This is a genomic window from Bombella sp. ESL0380 (assembly GCF_009725805.1).
Lineage (GTDB): Bacteria > Pseudomonadota > Alphaproteobacteria > Acetobacterales > Acetobacteraceae > Bombella > Bombella apis.
In genome coordinates this window covers 57986-78475 of the sequence record NZ_WNIH01000002.1, presented here as the reverse complement: position 1 = coordinate 78475, position 20490 = coordinate 57986, and the positions used below count along the sequence as shown (strand labels likewise).

General features: G+C 62.5%; 19 protein-coding genes and 2 tRNA genes. 14 read left to right on the top strand and 7 right to left on the bottom strand.

Annotation, left to right across the window (positions count from 1 at the left end):
• The first annotated feature begins 4 nt into the window (after positions 1-4).
• The 6 genes from GM608_RS00640 (at position 5) to GM608_RS00615 (ending at position 4298) form a co-directional block, all read left to right on the top strand.
• Entirely contained in the window at positions 5-1009 is a 1005-nt protein-coding gene (locus GM608_RS00640; protein WP_227656450.1) for a tyrosine recombinase XerC, read from the top strand.
• 63 nt (positions 1010-1072) lie between these two features.
• A complete protein-coding gene (locus GM608_RS00635; protein WP_052349223.1) occupies positions 1073-2023 on the top strand; it encodes a retroviral-like aspartic protease family protein in 951 nt (316 codons plus the stop codon).
• Between the two features lie 121 nt (positions 2024-2144).
• Positions 2145-2221 (top strand) — tRNA-Asp (locus GM608_RS00630).
• Positions 2222-2365: 144 nt separating this feature from the next.
• Positions 2366-3007 carry a 7-carboxy-7-deazaguanine synthase gene (queE, locus tag GM608_RS00625; protein WP_043561795.1) on the top strand — a complete coding sequence of 214 codons (642 nt, stop codon included), beginning with the start codon at positions 2366-2368 and terminating at the stop codon, positions 3005-3007.
• Positions 3007-3747 (top strand): 7-cyano-7-deazaguanine synthase QueC, encoded by a 741-nt coding sequence (gene queC, locus GM608_RS00620; protein ID WP_333644822.1) that lies wholly within the window; start codon positions 3007-3009, stop codon positions 3745-3747. The genes queE and queC overlap by 1 nt, the downstream gene beginning before the upstream one ends.
• Positions 3744-4298, top strand: coding sequence for a 6-carboxytetrahydropterin synthase (locus tag GM608_RS00615; protein ID WP_103765739.1), 555 nt, complete (start codon positions 3744-3746; stop codon positions 4296-4298). Before queC ends, GM608_RS00615 begins: the two co-directional genes overlap by 4 nt.
• A gap of 20 nt (positions 4299-4318) precedes the next feature.
• On the opposite strand, the gene folE is transcribed toward GM608_RS00615, so the two are convergent.
• Genes folE through GM608_RS00595 form a run of 4 tightly spaced genes read right to left on the bottom strand, consistent with a single transcriptional unit; the run spans position 4319 to position 7499 of the window.
• Positions 4319-4960, bottom strand: coding sequence for a GTP cyclohydrolase I FolE (gene folE, locus GM608_RS00610; protein ID WP_081847770.1), 642 nt, complete (start codon positions 4958-4960; stop codon positions 4319-4321).
• 17 nt (positions 4961-4977) lie between these two features.
• Positions 4978-5847, bottom strand: coding sequence for a 2-amino-4-hydroxy-6-hydroxymethyldihydropteridine diphosphokinase (folK, locus tag GM608_RS00605; RefSeq protein WP_103765738.1), 870 nt, complete (start codon positions 5845-5847; stop codon positions 4978-4980).
• Complete coding sequence (gene folP, locus GM608_RS00600; RefSeq protein ID WP_227431411.1) at positions 5844-6704, bottom strand: dihydropteroate synthase; 861 nt, start codon at positions 6702-6704, stop codon at positions 5844-5846. The genes folK and folP overlap by 4 nt, the downstream gene beginning before the upstream one ends.
• Before the next feature lie 27 nt (positions 6705-6731).
• Positions 6732-7499, bottom strand: a complete 768-nt coding sequence (locus tag GM608_RS00595) for a DsbA family protein (RefSeq protein WP_103765771.1) — start codon at positions 7497-7499, stop codon at positions 6732-6734.
• Positions 7500-7837: 338 nt separating this feature from the next.
• Between GM608_RS00595 and GM608_RS00590 the strand changes: the two genes are divergently transcribed.
• Both GM608_RS00590 and recA read left to right on the top strand, forming a co-directional pair.
• The gene (locus GM608_RS00590) at positions 7838-9259 is read left to right on the top strand and encodes a gamma-glutamyltransferase (protein WP_333644821.1); all 1422 of its coding nucleotides are present in this window, start codon (positions 7838-7840) and stop codon (positions 9257-9259) included.
• Between the two features lie 141 nt (positions 9260-9400).
• The gene (gene recA, locus GM608_RS00585; RefSeq protein WP_052349241.1) at positions 9401-10501 is read left to right on the top strand and encodes a recombinase RecA; all 1101 of its coding nucleotides are present in this window, start codon (positions 9401-9403) and stop codon (positions 10499-10501) included.
• A 120-nt stretch (positions 10502-10621) separates the two neighbouring features.
• Here the strand turns inward: recA and GM608_RS00580 are convergent, their stop codons facing one another.
• Complete coding sequence (locus GM608_RS00580; RefSeq protein ID WP_081562520.1) at positions 10622-11641, bottom strand: hypothetical protein; 1020 nt, start codon at positions 11639-11641, stop codon at positions 10622-10624.
• 26 nt (positions 11642-11667) lie between these two features.
• Positions 11668-12273 carry an ATP-dependent Clp protease proteolytic subunit gene (locus GM608_RS00575; protein ID WP_333644837.1) on the bottom strand — a complete coding sequence of 202 codons (606 nt, stop codon included), beginning with the start codon at positions 12271-12273 and terminating at the stop codon, positions 11668-11670.
• Between the two features lie 330 nt (positions 12274-12603).
• Between GM608_RS00575 and GM608_RS00570 the strand changes: the two genes are divergently transcribed.
• The 6 genes from GM608_RS00570 (at position 12604) to GM608_RS00545 (ending at position 19278) form a co-directional block, all read left to right on the top strand.
• The gene (locus tag GM608_RS00570) at positions 12604-13575 is read left to right on the top strand and encodes a hypothetical protein (RefSeq protein ID WP_333644820.1); all 972 of its coding nucleotides are present in this window, start codon (positions 12604-12606) and stop codon (positions 13573-13575) included.
• A 149-nt stretch (positions 13576-13724) separates the two neighbouring features.
• Positions 13725-14918 (top strand): LL-diaminopimelate aminotransferase, encoded by a 1194-nt coding sequence (locus GM608_RS00565; protein WP_043561808.1) that lies wholly within the window; start codon positions 13725-13727, stop codon positions 14916-14918.
• A gap of 63 nt (positions 14919-14981) precedes the next feature.
• Positions 14982-16316 carry a homoserine dehydrogenase gene (locus tag GM608_RS00560; protein ID WP_103765737.1) on the top strand — a complete coding sequence of 445 codons (1335 nt, stop codon included), beginning with the start codon at positions 14982-14984 and terminating at the stop codon, positions 16314-16316.
• Positions 16313-17317, top strand: a complete 1005-nt coding sequence (gene glpX / locus GM608_RS00555) for a class II fructose-bisphosphatase (RefSeq protein ID WP_333644819.1) — start codon at positions 16313-16315, stop codon at positions 17315-17317. Before GM608_RS00560 ends, glpX begins: the two co-directional genes overlap by 4 nt.
• A gap of 17 nt (positions 17318-17334) precedes the next feature.
• Entirely contained in the window at positions 17335-19161 is a 1827-nt protein-coding gene (recJ, locus tag GM608_RS00550; RefSeq protein ID WP_333644836.1) for a single-stranded-DNA-specific exonuclease RecJ, read from the top strand.
• Between the two features lie 41 nt (positions 19162-19202).
• Positions 19203-19278: transfer RNA gene (locus GM608_RS00545), tRNA-Glu, on the top strand.
• A 163-nt stretch (positions 19279-19441) separates the two neighbouring features.
• Here GM608_RS00545 and GM608_RS00540 read toward each other — a convergent pair.
• Positions 19442-20437, bottom strand: coding sequence for a hypothetical protein (locus tag GM608_RS00540; RefSeq protein ID WP_333644818.1), 996 nt, complete (start codon positions 20435-20437; stop codon positions 19442-19444).
• Between the last annotated feature and the right edge of the window lie 53 nt (positions 20438-20490).

Genomic DNA, 20490 nt, shown 5'->3' with positions numbered 1-20490 from the left:
TACCATGCGCCTTCCATTTGGAAGCCCCCCCTCCAGCGCCATGACCATTCATACGGCCCATGAGGCCCTCACGGCCTGGCAGGACTGGCTGACCCATGAGAAAAGAGCCAGCAAGGCCACACGGACAGCCTATCTGCACGATGTCTCCCTCGCTCTCGGTTTCTTCAGCCGCCACTTTGGTGGGGACCTGCCGCTGGAAGCGCTGGACAAGCTGACACTGGCTGATTTCCGCTCATGGCTGGCCCATGAAACGAACCGGGCCGAAAAGATGGCCCGCCTCCATCCTGGCAGCCGTCACACGCCAGATGGCCACGCCCGCAGCCGGGCCCGCCGCATCTCCGCTCTGCGGGCCTTTTACCGCTATCTGGAAAAAGAACACCGCATCACCAATCCGGCCCTCACCCTCCTGCGCAGCCCCCGGCTGAAAACCCGCCTCCCCCGCCCTCTGACGCCGGAAACCGCACGCACGGCCCCGGACGGTATTGCCGACCAGACAGCCGATGGCCATTTTGCCCTGCGGGATGCCGCCCTGTTCACCCTGCTATATGGCACGGGCCTGCGCATCAGCGAGGGACTGTCCCTCAATGTCGGTGACGTGGAGCGGATCAGCGATGACATTCTGTTTGTCACAGGCAAGGGAGGGAAGGAAAGAGCCGTGCCTGTCCTGCCCGCCGTCCGGGATGCTCTGGGACGCTGGCTGGCCGTCCATCCCTCACCCCATGCCAGTGCACCGCTTTTCTGCGGCGTACGGGGTGGACGCCTCAATCCGGGTGTGGCCCAACGGGCCATGCGGCAATGGCGCCTGATGGAAGGACTGCCCGATTCTGCCACCCCCCACGCCCTGCGCCATGCCTTCGCCTCCCACCTGCTCCAGAATGGAGCAGACCTGCGGGCGATTCAGGAGCTTCTGGGCCATGCCAGCCTGTCCAGCACACAGATATACACGCTGGCAGACGAGCATCACCTCATGGAGGTCTGGCAGAAGGCCCATCCCCGGGCCGACCGTTGACAGCTCCTTCCTGAGCCAGACTGACCTTTCATTGCCGACCTCTTCGGACAGACCCATCATCCCATGACGACGCACGCTTCCCGTTTCCTCCCTTTCCTCACCGGCATCATTCTGGCATTTGGCAGTTCCTTCATGGCGTCTTCTGCGGCTCTGGCCTCCAGCCCCGAACCGGCCTGCCGCCAGACCCACATCACCACGCTGCCCCTCAAGGAAACAGGCTATTACCTGACGACCGTGGCGCAGATTCATGGCCATTCCCTCTCCATGATCGTGGATACAGGGTCCGAGGGCAGCCTGCTGACACCAGATGCCATCACCCACCTGCATCTCACCCCCAATGAGGAAGATGCCACCATCATCTCCGGGCCGGACGGACGGGGGCATGTAGTGCCGACCATCCAGCTGGCGACCATCACGCTTGGACAGCTCACCTATCACCATCCTGTCCTGCCTTTGGGCACCCTGCCGGGATTCCCCGCCATACAGCCCCCCGTGCTGGGGCTGATCGGCATGGACCTGCTCGGCCATTATGATCTGGACCTCGACCTGCCCCATCACCGGCTCAGCCTGTGGGACATCCATACCGGGTCCCTCCTCTGCCGCCAGCCGCCTTTCTGGTCCACACCGGGGCAGCGGCTTGTCGCCCAACGCATCCGCAACCGGTTCTTCATCCCCTTCACGCTGGATGGTCAGAAAGGGCTGGCGCTGATCGACAGCGGGGCCCGCTCCCACATCATCAGCCGGGACTTCGTCCACAGGCTCGGCATCACGAAAGAGCAGCTGGACCGGGACCCCGGCGGGACCAGCGCAGGCATTGGCGACAGAGAACACCGCTATCACTGGCACCGTTTCAACCGCCTCACCCTTGGCGGGCAGACCCAGCTGCACCCGGTCCTCACCGTCACTTCCCTGCATGAACAGGCCGACATGCTCCTCGGAGCCGACTGGCTGATCCATCATCAGCTCTGGCTCTCGGCAGGGCCGGAGGGGGCCGTTTTCATACACGCCCCCTGAAATGGAATTTTCATGAAGAAAAACGTAAAAAAGTGATATTTCTCTATTGCCAACAACACCGTATCCCGCTAGATAGACGCCATCCCAAGGGAACGATGCTTTTCCAGAAAAGCTGAAGACTGCGGGTGTAGCTCAGTTGGTTAGAGCGCCGGCCTGTCACGCCGGAGGTCGCGGGTTCGAGCCCCGTCACTCGCGCCACTCTTTTTCAAAAGGGTGGCGTTTTTTATTCCCTTCTCTCCCCCTTGATATCATGATCCGCCTTCTGCTGCGGAAAGATCGTTTCGGCCCTTTCAGGCAAGAAAATCCTTGCATCCTGAACGCAGCTGCCCGACATCTCTGCCCATGCCTTATATCGTCAAGGAACTATTCGCCACATTGCAGGGTGAGGGTGCCCATTCCGGGCGTGCGGCCATATTCTGCCGGTTCACCGGCTGCAATCTCTGGTCCGGCCGGGAAGAGGACCGCCACAAGGCCCAGTGCACCTTCTGCGACACGGACTTCATCGGGACGGACGGCCCCGGCGGAGGCCGCTTTGCCACGGCTGAAGCTCTGGCCGCTGCGCTGGATGACTGCTGGCTGGCCCACACTGCGGACGTGACCCGGCGTTATGTCGTCTTCACCGGTGGGGAGCCCCTGCTCCAGCTTGATGCAGCCCTGATCGCCGCCACAAGGGCCCGTGGTTTCACCATCGCCGTGGAAACCAATGGCAGTCTTCCTGCCCCTGAAGGAATCGACTGGGTCTGCGTCAGCCCCAAACCCGGCCAGCCGCTGAAACAGACACATGGCCATGAGCTGAAGCTCGTCTATCCACAGGACACCCTGACGCCGGAACAGTTTGCGGCGTGCGACTTCCAGCATTTCTGGCTACAACCCATGGATGGACCGGACCGCCCTGCCAATACGGAAAAGGCCGTGCGCTACTGCCAGACCCACCCGCAATGGCGGCTGAGCCTGCAAACCCACAAACTGATCGGAATCCCCTGATGACGACACCCGCCTCCCCCTCCGCCAGCCATCAGGCCGCCCGGAACCGCCGTGCGCTCGTCCTCTTCTCCGGTGGGCAGGATTCCGCCACCTGTCTGGCCTGGGCCCTGCATCATTTCGACCATGTGGAGACGGTCGGCTTCGCCTACGGGCAGCGTCACGCCGTGGAGCTGGAGTGCCGCACCACCCTGCGGCAGAGCATCAGTGCCCAGAATCCCGCATGGGCAGAAAAGCTGGGAGAGGATCACACGATCGACCTGGCCAGCCTCGGCGCCCTCTCTGATACCGCCCTGACACGGGATGCCGAGATCAGCATGGGGGAGAGCGGGCTGCCCAACACCTTCGTGCCGGGCCGGAACCTGATCTTCCTGACCTTCGCCGCTGCCCTCGCCTTCCGCCGCAGCATCCGCCACATCATCACCGGTGTGTGCGAGACGGACTATTCCGGCTATCCCGACTGCCGGGATGACACCATCAAGGCCCTTCAGGTTGCCCTCAATCTGGGCATGGAGCAGCGTTTCGTCCTCCACACGCCGCTCATGTGGATCAACAAGGCACAGACATGGCAGCTCTGCCACGATCTGGGCGGAGCTGACCTGACAGAAACCATCCGCCATGAGAGCCATTCCTGCTATAAGGGAGACCGCACCCATGAGCATGCATGGGGATTCGGCTGCGGAGACTGCCCCGCCTGTGCCCTGCGTGCCGAAGGGTGGCGGCAGTATCAGGAGGGGGCATGAGCGACATCACCCGGACAGAACTGGTTTTCACACGGCGTTTCTGCATGGGGCACCGGCTCATCTCAGGCAGCAGCGAGCGTTGTGCCATCCCGCACGGGCATAATGAATATGTCACCGTCACGCTGGTGCCCGGCCCCAACGCTCCGCAAGACCGGCGGCTGGATGGGCACGGCAACATGCTGCTGCCCTTTGCCGAGGCCAAGGGTCGTTGGCACCGCTTCATCGACGAACGGATGGACCACAGTTTCCAGCTTTCCGAGTCTGACCCGCTTCTGGGCTGGTTTGCCGAGCATGAACCCCAGCGGCTGGACCGCCTTGTCGTCACGCCCGGCGACCCGACGACGGAACTGCTCGCCGCCCTGCTGATGAGCAAACTTCAGGCGTTCCTGACCGCCCAGGGCGGGCTGCTGTCCCCCGCCTCGCTCGAGATCAAGGAGACGCCCACCAACACGGTGCGCCTGCATGGCGACCCGTCCCTCTATCTCCCGCTGGTGGACCGCCCGGCAGACCGGTGCTGGTGGCACCGGGCCGACGATACCACACGGGACTGACACCGCCCCGCAAAGCGGTCTCAGTCCCGCATCAGGGCCATGACTTCCTGCCGGGCCTGAGCATCATCGGCCCAGAGACCGTAAGAACCTGTCGTCACGGTCGTGGCACCGGGGCTGCGGACCCCCCGCAGGCTCATGCACATATGCTCGGCTTCCACCACGACCAGAACGGCTTTCGGCTCCAGCACCTCCACCATCGCCTGCACGATCTGGTCTGTCAGACGTTCCTGAAGCTGCGGGCGGCGGGCATAGCCCTCCACGACACGGGCCAGCTTGCTCAGCCCCGTCAGGCGGCCACCTTCCGGCAGATAGGCCACATGGGCACGCCCCAGAACCGGCAGGAGATGATGCTCGCAGGTGGACTGGAAGCGTATGTCCTTCACCAGCACCATGCCGCCATGCTGGTCGGCACTGAACTGCTTTTTCAGGTGGTCCCGCGGGTCCTCATACAGGCCGGAGAAAATCTCCAGATACATCTTGGCCACACGGTCCGGCGTATCCCGCAACCCTTCACGGGAGGGGTCTTCCCCTATGGCCAGCAGAAGCTCCCGCACGCCTCCGGCAATGCGGCTGATGGCGTCCTCCGGCCGGGTGATCGCTCCGGCGGCACCCTCCGGTGTCGGGGCCTGTTTCCCCGGAATCCCTGTCTCATTGGCTGACATTCAGCATCCCCCAAAGTTCATCCACCCTGCCCCGGCCTGCGCCGTGTGACATCCCCAGCTATACGATCCAACCCTGCTAACGCTTCCTTCACGGAACGTCCAGCGATCTCAAGCTCCGGCTCCAGCTCGGCAAGGGGTTCCAGCACGAAGGCACGGTCAAAAAGATGACGATGGGGAAGTGTCAGAAGAGGATGGCACACGGTGCCATCCCCATGAAAAAGCAGGTCCACATCCACCGCCCGCTCGCCCCAGCGTCGCCCGGGCACACGGCCCAGCGACCGCTCGATCTCCTTGCAGAGACCCAGAACGGCCTGCGGAGGCAGGACCGTCCGCCCCAGGGCGGCGATATTCACGAAAGGAGGCTGATCTTCCACACCCCACGGAGCACTGTCGTAAAAAGAGGAAACCGCCTCGATCTCCAGCCCCGGCTGATGGCCCAGAGCCTCCACGGCAGCCCGCAGCACGGCCTCCCGCTCGCCCAGATTGGCCCCGAGCGAAAAACCGACCCGGTATTCCCGCTGCTGCGTCACCGTGACGGATACATCCTCCACCGCATGGGGCACAGGGGCTGAAGGCTTGCGCACCGTGACGGACACATCCTGCACGGCGGGGCAGTCCGCCAGCACGGCAGTGCCTATCCGCCCGGCCAGAGTTTCGATCAGCTTGCAGGGACCAGCCTGAAAGACCCGCTCGGCACTCTGGCAGAGCTGCCCGTAACAGACGGCCTGTGTATAATCATCCCCCGCAATCGCTACCGACAGGTCAGCCCGAACCTCCAGCGACACATAGAAACGCTGACCGAGACGGGTTTCTTCCTCATGTACGCCATGATGCCCGAACAGGCAGAGATCATGCACCCGCACATGGGTCAGGGACGGAATGATCACTCGACATCTCCCTTCACCATTCCATTCACGGCCAGCAGGGCGGTCATGTCCAGCATGTCCCTGTGTGCCTGCACGTCATGCACCCGCACCATGCAGGCCCCCTGCGTCGCCCCGTAAAGATTGACCGCCAGCGTCGCTGGCAGACGGTCATGCACTTCCCGCCCCAGCAGCCTGCCGAACATGGATTTGCGGGACACACCCAGCAGCACGGGCAGACCGTAATAGGCCTCCAGCCGCCGCATGTTCTGCACGGCCCAGAGATTCTGCATCACCGTCTTGCCGAACCCGACGCCGGGGTCCAGAAGGATGGTCTCACGGGCGATGCCTGCCCGGTCGGCCAGCTTCAGGGACCTGTCAAAGAAACGCCGCCAGTCATCCCAGAGATCAACGCTGGCATCAACCACCTCACGATTGTGCATGATGGCCACCACGGCACCGGCGGAGGCCACGACGGAAGCCATGTCCGGGTCGGCCTGCAACCCCCACACGTCATTGACCATCTGCACGCCAGCCACCAGGGCCTTCCGGGCCACGGAGGCCTTCGTGGTATCGACGGACAGGACCGCCCCCTCCCGGGCCAGAGGCGTCAGGACCGGTTCCAGACGCCGCCATTCCTCTTCCGCATCCACGGGCGTGAAACCCGGCCTCGTGGATTCTGCACCGACATCCAGCAGGTCCGCCCCCTCGGCCAGAAGGGCATGGGCCTGCTTCAGGGCGGCCTCCGGCGTAAAGAACTGCCCGCCATCCGAGAAGGAATCCGGCGTGACATTGACGATCCCCATCAGCAGGGGCTGCCTCCATGAAGGGGAAGGACGTGCTGCCAGCCAGGCGGCCATCTGCTCCGCAAGGGTCATCATCTCAGCCTTTCACCAGCAGGGGGAGGATCACCCCTTGCGGGCTGCCTCGAGAAACTGCTCCATCTGCTCCATGCCCAGCGCACCGGGTGCCACGGCAGCCTGACCGAACAGGAAGGTCGGCGTCCCCTGCACGCCCACACTCTGGGCCTGACCAAGGTTGGCTGTCAGCAGCCCCATGACGGCCTGCCCCTTCATGTCCTTCTCGAAGCGGGCCACGTCCAGCTTCAGGCTCTTTGCCACATCACGGAGATGCTCCATGCCGGGTTTGGCCGTCTCCTCCATCAGGCGGCGGCGCATGGCGTCATACTGCCCCTGGAAGGCTGCCGCATAGATGGCCTGTGCATCCAGCAGGCTGGCATCACCCAGAACGGGAATGACCTTCTCCACCAGCCGGACATCCGGGTGTCTGGCAAGGAACTGGTCCACCACCGGGGCCATGTGGCGGCAGTAGGTGCAGCGCGGGTCCAGAAATTCCACGACCGTGACCTGCCCCTGCGGGTTGCCGCGTACGGCGTAGGATGGCGCCGTGGAAAGAGCCTGCCAGTTGGCCCGCACGGCCGCCTTCACGTGGGCTTCCTGCTGGGAACTGGCCTGCTGCTGGATGGACCGGATGGCATCGGACAGGATGCTCGGATCATTCTTCAGGGCCTCACGGACAATCTGTACGATCGCCGCCCGCTGCTTTGCGTTAAAAACCGCTTCATCCGCCGCATGGGACGTCCCCGCAAGGGACAGCCCCATGAGAGGGAGGCCAGCCAGCAGGGCCAGGGAAAATGACTTCACACGCTGTTTCATGGTCGTGCCCTCCATGGGGTTATGCAGCATTTCATGGGCGCTTGAGAAAGAGAGGGGCCCCTCCACCTGACCATGCAGGTAGAACCGCCCCGATGACCAGCCCTGTTAAACAGCAAACCGGTCTGTTTTTGAAGCCCCATCCCTTCATGAGGAACGATGATGCTGCTCCCCAGCCTACAGCCGAAGCATGTAAGACCCGTTAAAACCACCCCCTGCGGGGTTGCCCTCCCAATCCCGGCAGTTTAACGCTATCATACCTCAATCCGGGACCGCCATGATGGCAGACAGTCCCTGCAAACAGCCCTGATCGTGACCCGCAACACTGGAGAGCCGCCACCGTGGTAAAGCCTGACAGCCGGACCCCTCATCCCCCCTGCCTGTCTGACCGTCCCACTCCCCGGTGGGCGCGCGGGCTTGGTCTGCTGGCCTGCCTGAGCCTTCTGGGCAGCAGCCTTGTCGCCTGTTCTGGTGGCAGGAGCCTCAAGCATCATCTCTTCGGCCATACAGCCCCATCCGCCAGAGCCAACACAGGCATTGTGGTAGCTGATGAACCGCAGGCAGCACTGGTCGGCCGTGATGTCCTCGCCCGTGGGGGCAATGCCGCCGATGCTGCCACGGCAACGGCCTTCGCTCTGTCCGTCACACTCCCCTCCCGTGCCTCTCTGGGAGGTGGCGGGGCCTGCCTGGTTGCCCGCCCGGGCCAGCCCGCCGAGAGCATTTCCTTCCTGCCTGTTGACGGCACCGGCACGGGCGGAGACCGCCCCGCTGCCGTACCCATGATGGCCCGTGGACTGTTCCTGCTGAATCTCCGGTACGGGTCAGTCCAGCTGGGTGATACGATCGACCCGGCCATAACACTTGGCCAGCAGGGCATCACGGTCAGCCGCCAGCTGGCCAATGACATCGCCGCCGTGCAGGGGCCTCTCCTTTCCAACGAAGGAATGAAGGCCCTCTTCAGCCGGGGGGATTCCGGTGTGGCCATCCGGGAAGGGGACCAGCTGACCCAGCCCCGCCTGACATCATTCCTCTCCCGCCTGAAACTGGTTGGGGTGGGAGACCTCTATACCGGTGCCCTGTCCGATGTTTTTGTCACACAGGCCAACAAGGCTGGTGCAGGCCTGACACGCGACGACCTGCGCCGCTCCCTGCCCGGACAGACATCTGCCCTGCATTTTACCAGCGGGCCGTATCGCCTCAGCTTCCTTGCGCCACCAGCTGATGGTGGACTGGGCAGTGCTACAGCCTTCCGCCAGAACCTGCGGGCTGAAAATGTCATCAGCGCATGGCGCCGTTCCGGCCGGACAAGCCTCCAGGAAGGCCAGATATTCATGGCCTCTGGCCAGAGCGATGCCACCGGCCTGCCCCCTCTGCCGGCCTCCACCTCCTTTGTCGTACGGGATGGCCATGGCCTGAGCGTTGGCTGCGTGCTGACAGACAACAACCTGTTTGGCACGGGGCGTCTGGCCGGCAGTACGGGGGTTGTCCTCGCTGGAGCCCCGCATGACTACCCCCGCCCGCTCCTCAGCGCTGCCATGCTGGAAGCCCCCCACAAACGGATGCAGGCCGTCCTTGCAGCCTCGGGGCAGAATGACGCCGCCCAGAGCGTTGCTGATGCGCTGCGGCAGCTCGCACAGGGGCAGGCCATTGCTCCCTCTACAGGGACAGGGCAGCTCAACAGCATCGTCTGCTCCGGTGATGACTGTCTCGGACGGGCCGCCCCCAACGGGAACGGTCTGACCGCCCACACCATCACCCACTGAACCAGCAGGGAACACCACTCTGGACAGATACGCCCCAAGGGCTTGTCCAGAGCCCTTCTGAACGCCATCTGATGGGGCAGGCACATGCCCCGCCACCACTCCCTGCCCCATCATCCGGGGCCTGTCAGTCACGAGGTCTTCATGTCAGCAGACAAGAACGCAGAAAGAAGCAAAGCGCTGGATGGCGCTCTCAGCCAGATCGAACGCTCCTTCGGCAAGGGGTCCATCATGCGGCTGGGCCAGCGGCCCAAGGAGCAGGTGGATGTCATTTCCACCGGGTCGCTGGGACTGGATATCGGGCTGGGCATCGGTGGGCTGCCACGGGGCCGCATCATCGAGATTTATGGCCCGGAGAGCTCCGGCAAGACCACGCTGGCTCTCCACGCCGTGGCTGAGGCGCAAAAAAAGGGCGGTACGGCTGCCTTCATTGATGCTGAACATGCGCTGGACCCCATTTATGCCCGCAAGCTGGGGGTGGACATCGACAATCTGCTGCTCAGCCAGCCAGATGCCGGGGAACAGGCTCTGGAAATTGCTGATACGCTCGTCCGCTCCGGGGCCATCGACATTCTGGTCGTGGACTCTGTCGCTGCCCTTGTGCCCAAGGCCGAGCTGGAAGGGGAAATGGGGGACAGCCATGTCGGCCTCCATGCCCGCCTGATGAGCCAGGCCCTGCGCAAGCTGACAGGCTCCGTTTCCCGCTCCAACACCACCATCATCTTCCTGAACCAGATCCGCATGAAGATTGGCGTGATGTTCGGCAATCCGGAAACCACGACAGGCGGCAACGCCCTGAAATTCTATTCCTCCATCCGCCTGGACATCCGCCGCATCGGCTCCGTGAAGGACAAGGACGAGGTCGTGGGCAACCAGACACGGGTGAAGGTCGTCAAGAACAAGATGGCCCCCCCTTTCCGGCAGGTGGAATTCGACATCATGTATGGCGAGGGCGTCAGCAAAATGGGCGAGCTGCTGGACCTTGGCGTAAAGGCCAATGTGGTGGAGAAATCTGGCGCCTGGTTCTCTTACGACAGCACCCGCATCGGCCAGGGCCGGGAAAATGCAAAGCAGTATCTGCGTGAGCATCCTGAAATGGCTGCGGAAATTGAAAAACGAGTCCGGCAGGATGCTGGCATCATCGCTGAAGACATGATGGTTGGTGAGTCGGCAGAGGATGATACGGATTCATCCAACGAGCTGCCGCTGGACAGCACCAGCACCGGCAACCGCCGCAAAAGCTGACGGAAGGTCCTTTTGTCCCCCAGCAGCGGGGGACAAAAGAACGCCTCATGCAAAAAGCCCCGCTCCAGCATATTGGAGCGGGGCTTTTTTCCATCCAGTCCCAAGAACTGGCACTACCCCTCAGGCAGCCTGATGGGCATCACCATCCTTCTGACCACGCAGGCGACGCCACAGCTTGACACCGCGCAGGGCCATGCGGGCCGCAAACGGTGCCATCTGCGGGCGCAGCAGGCGAGGGTCATACCCTGCAAAGCGGCGCTCGTTCTCCTTGAGGCACAGCTCCATCAGCTCAACAAAATCCACCTTCTTGTCCGTCATGCTCTGGGCACCGGTCACGGTGAAATTGTTGTCCTGCGTATGCTCCACACCATCATCATCAAAGCTGCGGACGAGGCTCAGACGCTCATAAAGCAGGAAGAACAGCACACCGATCACCCGCATCTCGAACCACGGACGGCGCCAGAGCGGCATGACGGCACGATGGTAAGCCAGCCAGTTGGCAAACAGCAGGATGTGGCGACACTCCTCCTGCATGACAGGCTCGAATGTCTCGATCAGCTCCATCGGGAACAGGCCGGCCTTCTCGGCCAGAGAAAACAGACCGAAGGCGAAGAAGCTGTCCCAGCACTCGGAGAAACCCGTCACCAGATAGGCCCATTCCGTATCCCGCGGCTCGATGTAAGGGTCTTCCGGGGCAAGCGGAATACCGTAATGCTCCACCATGCGGGCCAGAACCTCCTTGTGGCGGTTCTCTTCCCATGCATTACGGGCAATGGCGTCCTTCACATCCGGGTCGTCCAGCATGTCGGCATAGGCAGCCATGCGCAGGCGGGCCTTGCCTTCGGTCTGCACGGCGATATCCCAGATCGGCAGGGAGGTGATGCGGTGCAGCGTCTCCGGGTCCAGCTTCGGCCAGGGGATGACTGACGGCTTGTAGGGGTTGAACGTCTCCCGGAACATGTCGGCCATGGCCTTCTTGTGCTCCGGGGTACCCGGCTTCAGCGGCCCTTTGACCGGGCTGCTCCAGTGGCGGGCATCGTAGTCCACCTGCTCCAGCGTTTTTTCGGATGGGCTGTCCGGCAGATGGGAATAAATATCCGCCAGAGAGCTCTTCCCGTCCGCTTTATATGCATCGCTCACGATAAGGCTCCTTTCCTTGCTGGGACTCAGGCCTGTTCGAGATCGGCTGCCGAAGAAATGATGCGGCCAACAAGCCCGTACTCAACCGCCTCCTTCGCCGACATCCAGTAGTTGCGGTCCGTATCACGGGCCACTTTCTCGTAGGGCTGTCCCGTTTCACGCGCGAAAAGCCTGTTCAGACGTTCACGCATCTTGATGATCTCGCGGGCCTCGATATCAATATCGGTCGCCGGGCCCCGCACACCGCCCATCGGCTGGTGCAGCAGGAACCGGGTATTGGGAAGACACAGACGCCGCTCCGGACGCCCCGCCACAAAAATCAGCGCACCGGCAGACGCCACCCAGCCCGTACCGATGATGTTGACCGGAGCAACAGAATCCACAAAGCGGATCATGTCATGGATGGTATCGCCACTCTCCACGTGGCCGCCGGGAGAATTGACGTAAACATCAATCGGCCTGTCCGATTCCCCAGCCAGAGCCAGCAGCCTGCCCGTAATGTCACGGGCCATGCGGTCATTCACTCCACCGAAGATCAGCACCTTGCGCTGCTCGAAGAGGTGGCGCTCCACCTCCGGGGCCGGGCCGGACTTTTTCTCATCCTCCGGAGGCCCATCCGGCTCGTCCTCCATGCGGGGACGCACCGTGGCGGTGCCATGGCGGACATCCTCTCCAGAAGAGGCAGAAGCCCGCAGGCGGGCAACATCATGGGTGTGGCATTCATCATATGTCATCATGCCGCTATCCTGCCCCTGCTTGACCTCTCTGCCAAGCCTTAAAACGACGCTTTCTTGCAGCTTTTTCATCATTTCCCATGATCGAATCAGGACCCTTTTTCTCCCTTTCTTCCCCAGTAAGGAATTGCGTCCGAGGGAAGAGACACATATCCTGCCTCCCCACCCTTTCATTCCGGGGCTTTCCTGTTTTGGCCCTGCCCCTTCCGCCCTGTTGCACGCCGGACCATGACACCCAGCCTTTTCACCCGTTCTTTCCGTTCCATTTCCACCACCCTCACACGGGGTGCCGGCCTCTTCCAGTTCGGGCTCTGCCTGCTGGCCCTGCCTGCCTTCACCGCAGGCTGCCAGCACCGTGATGCCATCGACACCACACGGGACATCGCACACGACATCATGGGCGGGGAGATCAGACGGCTGCGCCCCCCCACGCCGGGTTATGACAGGCCCGCCCCCAACATCGCCCTCATCCCCACCACCCGGCCGGAATTCCCAAGTGCCGATGCCCGGGCGATGATCACGACTCGTCTGGAGCGGGATCGCAACTACTCCCAGCGCATTTCCGCTGCTGGCGGAGCCCTGCCCATCGGCATGATGAACCCGCCACCACCCCAGCCCCAGAATGGCGGTTCCATGACGCTGGAAAGCCAGAGCAACGGGCCTGCTGCCAGCCATCCGGCCATCATCCGTCAGGACAGGTCCACCGGCCCGGCAGGCAGTGGCTCCAGCCTGATCTACCAGCCCGTCACCCATGCGCTGCCCATCCACCTGCCGGACCCCGGCCAGCCACCAAAGCCTCTGCTTTTCCCCGGCTTCTCACTCCCCAGCACGGTTCTGCCCGTCATACCGGATTTCGATACCGCCACACCAGTCGGGGCTCTGGTGCGTTTCCAGGCCGATACCGACCATCTGGATGGAGACCAGACAGACACGTTCAACCAGATCGTAGCCCAGCGACACCGTCATCTCCTGCTCATCCGGGGCTTCGGCACGACCCTGAGCGCCCAAAGCGGCCTTTCTCCTGATGAACAGACGCATGAAATCGGTCTGGCCCTGCTCCGGGCCCGGGCCGTTGCCCAGCGTCTGACCAGCCTCGGCGTGCCGCATGACGACATGCGCCTGACAGGGGAGGCCATCGGCGATGGCGTGCGTGTCTCTTACGAAAAGAACATCAGGGCCGGAACTGCCCCCGCCCACTGAAAGCCGCAGGACCATAGAGGCACGAACCAGGTAAAAATTCCGTCTTTTCTGCTGGTCCCCCCTTGCCGGACTGACCAGCCTCATGAAACATGGGATGCCCGTTTCCCGGGAGCCAGCCCGGCTCCCTTCCATCTGACTGATTGAGTATCATGACCGAAGAGTTCCACAAGATCCGCCGCCTGCCGCCTTATGTCTTTGCCGAAGTCAACAAGGCCAAGGCCGCCGCGCGTGCCGCCGGAGAGGATATTGTGGACCTCGGCATGGGCAACCCGGACAGCCCGCCCCCCCAGCATGTCATCGACAAGCTGGCAGAAACGCTGCGCAATCCCCGTGTGCATGGCTACTCCGTCAGCCGTGGGATTCCCGGCCTCCGAAAAGCGCAGGCCGCCTATTACGAACGCCGCTTTGGCGTGAAGCTGGACCCGGAAACGGAAATCATCGCCACGCTCGGCTCCAAGGAAGGGCTGGCCAATCTGGCCTCCGCCATCACGAGCCCCGGCGATACCATTCTGGTCCCCAACCCGTCCTACCCCATCCACCAGTTCGGCTTCATCATTGCCGGGGCCTCTGTCCGCTCCGTTCCGGCCTCGCCAGATGATGCCATGCTGGAGGCCCTGTACCGGGCCGTGCGCCACTCTGTCCCCAAGCCGACGGCGCTCATCATCAATTTCCCCTCCAACCCGACGGCCTATCTCGCCTCGAAGGAGTTCTACAGGGAGATTGTCAAATTCGCCCGGAGAGAAAACATCTGGGTCTTGTCCGATCTCGCCTATTCAGAGCTCTACTTCGGGGATGAGCCCCCGCCCTCCATTCTCTCCATTGAAGGGGCCAAGGACATTGCCGTGGAGTTCACCTCCATGTCCAAGACCTATTCCATGGCGGGGTGGCGAATCGGCTTTGCGGCTGGCAATCCCCGCCTCATCCAGGCGCTGACACGCATCAAGTCCTATCTGGATTATGGAGCGTTCACACCGGTGCAGGTTGCAGCCACCGCCGCCCTGAACGGTCCGCAGGATTATGTGGAGAACATGCGTCTGCTTTACAAGGACCGGCGTGACGTGCTCATCCGTGGCCTCCATGCAGCAGGGTGGAATGTTCCGACACCGGAAGGCTCCATGTTCGCCTGGGCTCCGATTCCTCCCCAGTTCGCCCACATGGGCAGCGTGGAATTCTCCAAGCTCCTTCTGAAGGAAGCCAAGGTTGCCGTGGCGCCGGGGCTGGGCTTCGGGGAACACGGGGATGGCTTTGTCCGTATCGGGCTGGTGGAGAACAACCAGCGCCTCCGCCAGGCCACACGGTCCATCAAAAACTTCATGAACCAGCACAGCGCCCTCAAACCATAATGCCACACCCGGCCCTGCCTCCGCCTCCATGCAGGGCCACAGCCTGACAGGAAACCGCCTCTCATGACTTCCGTACATCGCAACACTGCCTCATCCTCCGTCACATCCCCGCTCCGGCTGGGCATTGCCGGCCTCGGGACAGTGGGTACGGGCGTCATCCGTCTGCTGCGTGAACATGCAGACCTGCTGCGCCACCGCACCGGCCGCAGCATCGAGGTCGTGGCCGTCAGCGCCCGTAACCGTACGCGGGACCGTGGGATCGACCTTTCCGGCCTCCACTGGCATGACGACCCCGTGGCTCTGGCCAATGACCCGAATGTGGACGTCGTTGTCGAACTGATGGGCGGGGCCGAAGGAACAGCCCACACGCTGGTGACAGAAGCCCTGAAGGCAGGCAAGGCCGTCGTGACGGCCAACAAGGCGCTGGTCGCCCGCCATGCAGAAGAGCTGGCCCATCTCAGCCACCAGCATGGAGCTCCTCTCCTGTTCGAGGCCGCCGTGGCAGGTGGCATCCCGGCCATCAAGGTAGTCCGGGAAGGTGTGGCGGCTGATGCCCTGACCCGTCTGGGCGGTATCCTCAATGGGACAAGCAACTTCATCCTCACCGAAATGGCCGAAACAGGCCGTGCCTTCGAGGATGTGCTGCAAGAGGCCCAGGACAAGGGTTATGCCGAGGCCGATCCCTCTGCCGACATTGATGGCTGGGACGCTGCCCACAAGCTGAGCATCCTGACGGCCATCGCCTTCCGCCCGATCGTTTTTGACAGTCTGGCTGTCAGCGGGATGCGGCGCATCACCACAGATGACATCCATCAGGCCCGCAAGCTGGGCTATGCCATCAAGATGCTGGGCGTGGCCCGACGCCTGCCGGAAGACCGTGTGGAAGCCTGGGTGCAGCCCTGCCTCATCCCGGCACGGTCCGGGCTGGCGCAGGTCAATGGCGTTTATAACGCCCTGACGACAGAAGGCCCCTTCAGCGGTCCCATCACCATCTCCGGGCAGGGTGCCGGGGAAGGCCCCACGGCCGATGCCGTCATGGCCGACGTGATCGACCTGGCCCGTGGTCATGGCCTGCCTCTCTGGGGCCGGGTAGATGAACAGGCTCCCATTCCCTGCGAACCGGTGGAGGGCCTGGTCAGCCGCTTCTATCTCCGCATCACGCTGAAGGGCTCCGTGGAGGCAGAAACGGCTCTGGAAGACATCCGCACCGTCCTCGGCAATGAAGATGTTGCCGTGGAGAAAGGACACCATCACACATCACAGAAGGGCGACGCACAGCTCATCCTGCTGACAGGGCCTGTCACGCTGGGCGGGATCAACCGCATCCTGCCCCTCCTTGAGGAAATGCCCCTGATAAAAGGCACTCCACTGGCCCTGAAAGTGGAAGACCTGCCATGACAACCAAACAGCCCCATCACGTTCCCCATGAATATCGGGTCACGGGCCGCAATCTGGGGCTGGACCTGGCCCGTGTGACCGAGGCCGCCGCCATTGCCTCCGCCCGCTGGACCGGTCGTGGCGACAAGAATGCGGCAGATGGTGCCGCTGTTGAGGCCATGCGGAAAGCCTTTGATACGGTTGCCATCGATGGCACCGTCACCATTGGCGAGGGGGAAATGGATGAAGCCCCCATGCTGTATATCGGTGAAAAAGTGGGCTGTGGCGGACCGGAAATGGACATTGCCGTGGATCCACTGGAGGGCACCAACCTCTGCGCCCGCAGTCTGCCCAATGCCATCACGGTGGTGGCTCTGGCACAAAAAGGCTGCTTCCTCCATGCTCCTGACATCTACATGCAGAAAATTGCCGTAGGTCCCGGCCTGCCAGAAGGCGTGGTGGATATTGACGCCTCCATAGGCCAGAATCTTGCCAGCCTTGCGCAGGCAAAAAAATGTGATGTCAGCGATCTAGTCCTCTGTGCGCTGGAACGTGAGCGCCATGAGGAGCTCGTTGCCAAGGCACGGGAAGCCGGTGTCCGTGTCCGCCTGCTCAGCGATGGTGACGTGGCCGCCGTGATTGCCACCTGCCTGCCTGGCAGTGGCGTGGACATCTACGCCGGTAGCGGAGGCGCACCGGAAGGCGTTCTGGCCGCTGCCGCCATACGCTGCATGAACGGACAGATGCAGGGCCGTCTGCTCTTCGAGAATGAAGCGCAGATTACCCGCACCCGCCGCATGATCCGCCCCGACCTCGACCCCACACAGGCCCTCAGCCTGACAGACATGGCGGCCGGACCGGTCTTCTTCTGCGCTACGGGCGTGACAGCAGGCGACCTGCTACGGGGCATTGAATATCCCTCCGACAATTACATCCGTACCCATTCCGTCATGATGCGCTCAGAAAGCGGTACAATCCGTTACATGGAGACTTACCACCATTTCGACCCCCACAAGGTTTGAGCCACTCCTCCGCCCTTATGCTCCAGACGACGTCCCAGCCAGAACCTGATACCCGGGTCACTCCCGCCCTTGTCCTGAATGTCCAGCGCAGTGCGGGGCTGCGCCGCTGGGTCTGGCGGCATCCTGTCCTGGCTGAAACGGACAACCGGCTTGCGCTGGCCCTCGCCCAGAAGATGGACATCTCCGAACTGGCTGCCCGCATTCTGGCCGGGCGGGGCATTTCGGCTGAAATGGTGGAATCCTATCTGCGGCCCCGCCTGCGTGATGCCTTGCCCAACCCCTCCATCCTGCGGGACATGGATGCCACAGCCCTGCGGCTGGCAGCTGCCGTACAGGCTCGGGCAACCATAGGCATTCTGGGCGATTATGACGTGGATGGGGCCTGTGGTACGGCGCTGCTCAGCTCCACACTCACGGCTCTGGGCTGCCATGTCGTCACCCACATCCCCGACCGGCTGGCTGAAGGGTATGGCCCCAACATTCCGGCGCTGCAATCCCTGCTGGATCAAGGCGCCAGCCTGCTTGTCTGCGTGGACTGCGGCACAGCGGCCATTGATGTTCTGGACCATTTTGAAGGGCAGGCCGACCGGATCGTTCTGGATCATCACAAACCGGATGGACGGCGCCTGCCCAAAGGGCTGGTCGTGAATCCGAACCGGCTGGACTGCGAGTCCGGTCTGGGCCATCTCTGCGCCACGGCCGTTGCCTTCCTGACAGTCGTGGCCCTCCAGCGCACCCTGCGCCAGCAGGGATGGTTTGAAACCCATCACGCCCCAGACCCCATGGCCCTGCTGGACCTCACTGCTCTGGCCACCATCTGCGATGTCATGCCGTTGCAGGGCCTCAACCGTGCTCTTGTGGCACAGGGGCTGAAGGTCATGAACCGCCGTGAACGGATCGGGCTGGCCGCCCTGGCCAATGTGGCCGGGGTCAAAGCCAATGCCAGCGCCATGAGCTGCGGCTTCGCCCTTGGGCCGCGCATCAATGCTGGTGGACGCATTGCCAGGGCTGACCAGGGCCTGCGGCTGCTCCTCAGCCAGTCCGAGCATGAAGCACAGGCCATTGCTGAAGAGCTGGATGACATCAACCGCAAACGCCAGACCGTGGAAAGCCACATTCTGGATGCCGCTGTCGAGCAGGCCCGGGAACAGGTTGAGGCCGGTCATGCGGTCATTTTCCTGCATGGTGATGACTGGCACCCCGGTGTGGTTGGCATCGTGGCCGGGCGGCTGAAGGAACGATTCAACCGTCCTGCTCTGGTCGGTGCCCTGAAGGATGGTGTGGTGAAAGGCTCTGCCCGTTCCGTCACGGGTCTGGATATCGGAGCAGCCATCATCCAGGCCCATCAGTCCGGCCTGCTCCTGACGGGGGGAGGACACGCCATGGCGGCAGGATTCTCCGTAAAAGAAGAAAACTGCGCCGCCCTCCATGCCCGACTGGATGAAGCCCTTGATGAGGCCCGTCACCTCCCCCCCCAGGATGACCTGCTGCTGGATGGTGTCGTCACCATCAGGGGGGCTACCCCCACACTGGCCCAACAGATCGCCCTGCTGGCCCCCTTTGGGCCGGGCAATGAGGAACCCCTGCTGGCCATACGGGATGTCCGCTGCGTGAAGGCCGATCGGATCGGGCAGGATGGCAACACACTGCGTGTCATTCTTCAGGATGCTGATGGCTACAGCCGGATCAAGGGGCTGGTCTTTCGGGCTGGGGACAAACACTTCACCGATCTTCTGGAAGATCGCAGCCGCACCCTGCTGCATGTAGCCGGGCAGCTGCGTCTGGAAACATGGCAGGAACGGGAAAATCTTACTTTTTTCATTTTTGATGCCGCACGGGCTTGACGCCACCCCCGTTCCTGCCTATTAACCGCCTCACGCCTTTAGTCCCGTTCGTCTAGAGGCCTAGGACACCGCCCTTTCACGGCGGCAACACGGGTTCGAATCCCGTACGGGACGCCACATCTTCTTCCACATGAGAAGAGAACAATGTGGCCTTTCATGGGCTATCTCCCATAAATAACGGATTACGTTGCTAGGGGCAAAGCTCTCCGGCCCAGTTGTGCCCCATGAGGCGGGGACACCCCCCATCAGCCCTTGTGCCGATACGGATCAGCCGTCCCCCTCACCCCAGAAACACCCCCTCGACCTCCAGCAGCAGCTCTGCCCGGCAGATGTCGGCAATGAAGAGCGGGGACTGCTCCAGCAGGCACTGGAAGGCCCGTGAAATACCCTCCCGCACGACCGCTGCATCTTCAGGATGACGGACATAGAGCTTCATGCTCTCAAAGCTCCCTGCTTCAAGACGGGGAAAACGTTTCCGGGCCGCATCAAGCAATGAATTGATTGTTTCAATCGTGACAGAGAGCTGCTCCTCCACCGTCGTCCCGACGGATTCATGTCCCCGGATGCTCGCCGTGCCGGAGAGATACAGAGCTGTCCGATCTGGTCCTTCCATGACGGTGGCACGGGCAAAGGACGGTGAACGCCGCCCGTAACGGGGCGGATAATGATAGGCAGGAAGCTGGCTGGGATTCTCCAGATTGACACCACCCACATGACGATGGGCGATCAGGAAGACAGCCACACCACCGGAAGAGAGGCCAATGCCCGTTGCCGCAGGCAGCTCACCCAAACCGATGCTCATGGCTTCAAACGCCTGGGAACGACCACTACAGAAATCCCGATACCGTTCCTCACCCCGGGCATTGTCCTGATTGATGGCCCCCAGATAATTCCACATCCGATAGATGTGGCCAAAACCCTTGCCCCGCGCCAGGCCGATCAGCCGTTCGTAACTGGTCTGCACCGCCTCGCAAAGCTCCGGCTGGTCTTCCACCCAGAAGGCAGCGAAAAGCAGATCACCTTCTGCACTCCAGCCGATCCCCTGTTCCAGCCCTGCCTGCCGGCCTCTGGCAGCCTGTTCGTGCCGGGTCTCACCCGATAGGGATGCTGGACACCACTGTTCGCAGGTCGCCGGCAAAGGCCCGGGCAATGTCATGTGGACACGACCATTCCGCACATCCAGCCCACCACTGGCCCCTCCATAGCAGATCGTGGCCAAGGGGGATGGCCCCACTCTCTCTGGTTCAGAATGATAGACTGGCAGCAATACCATCATGTTTCAGGCCATCCCCTGCAAATTCACCCATCTGCCCGTGTCTTAAGCGAAAG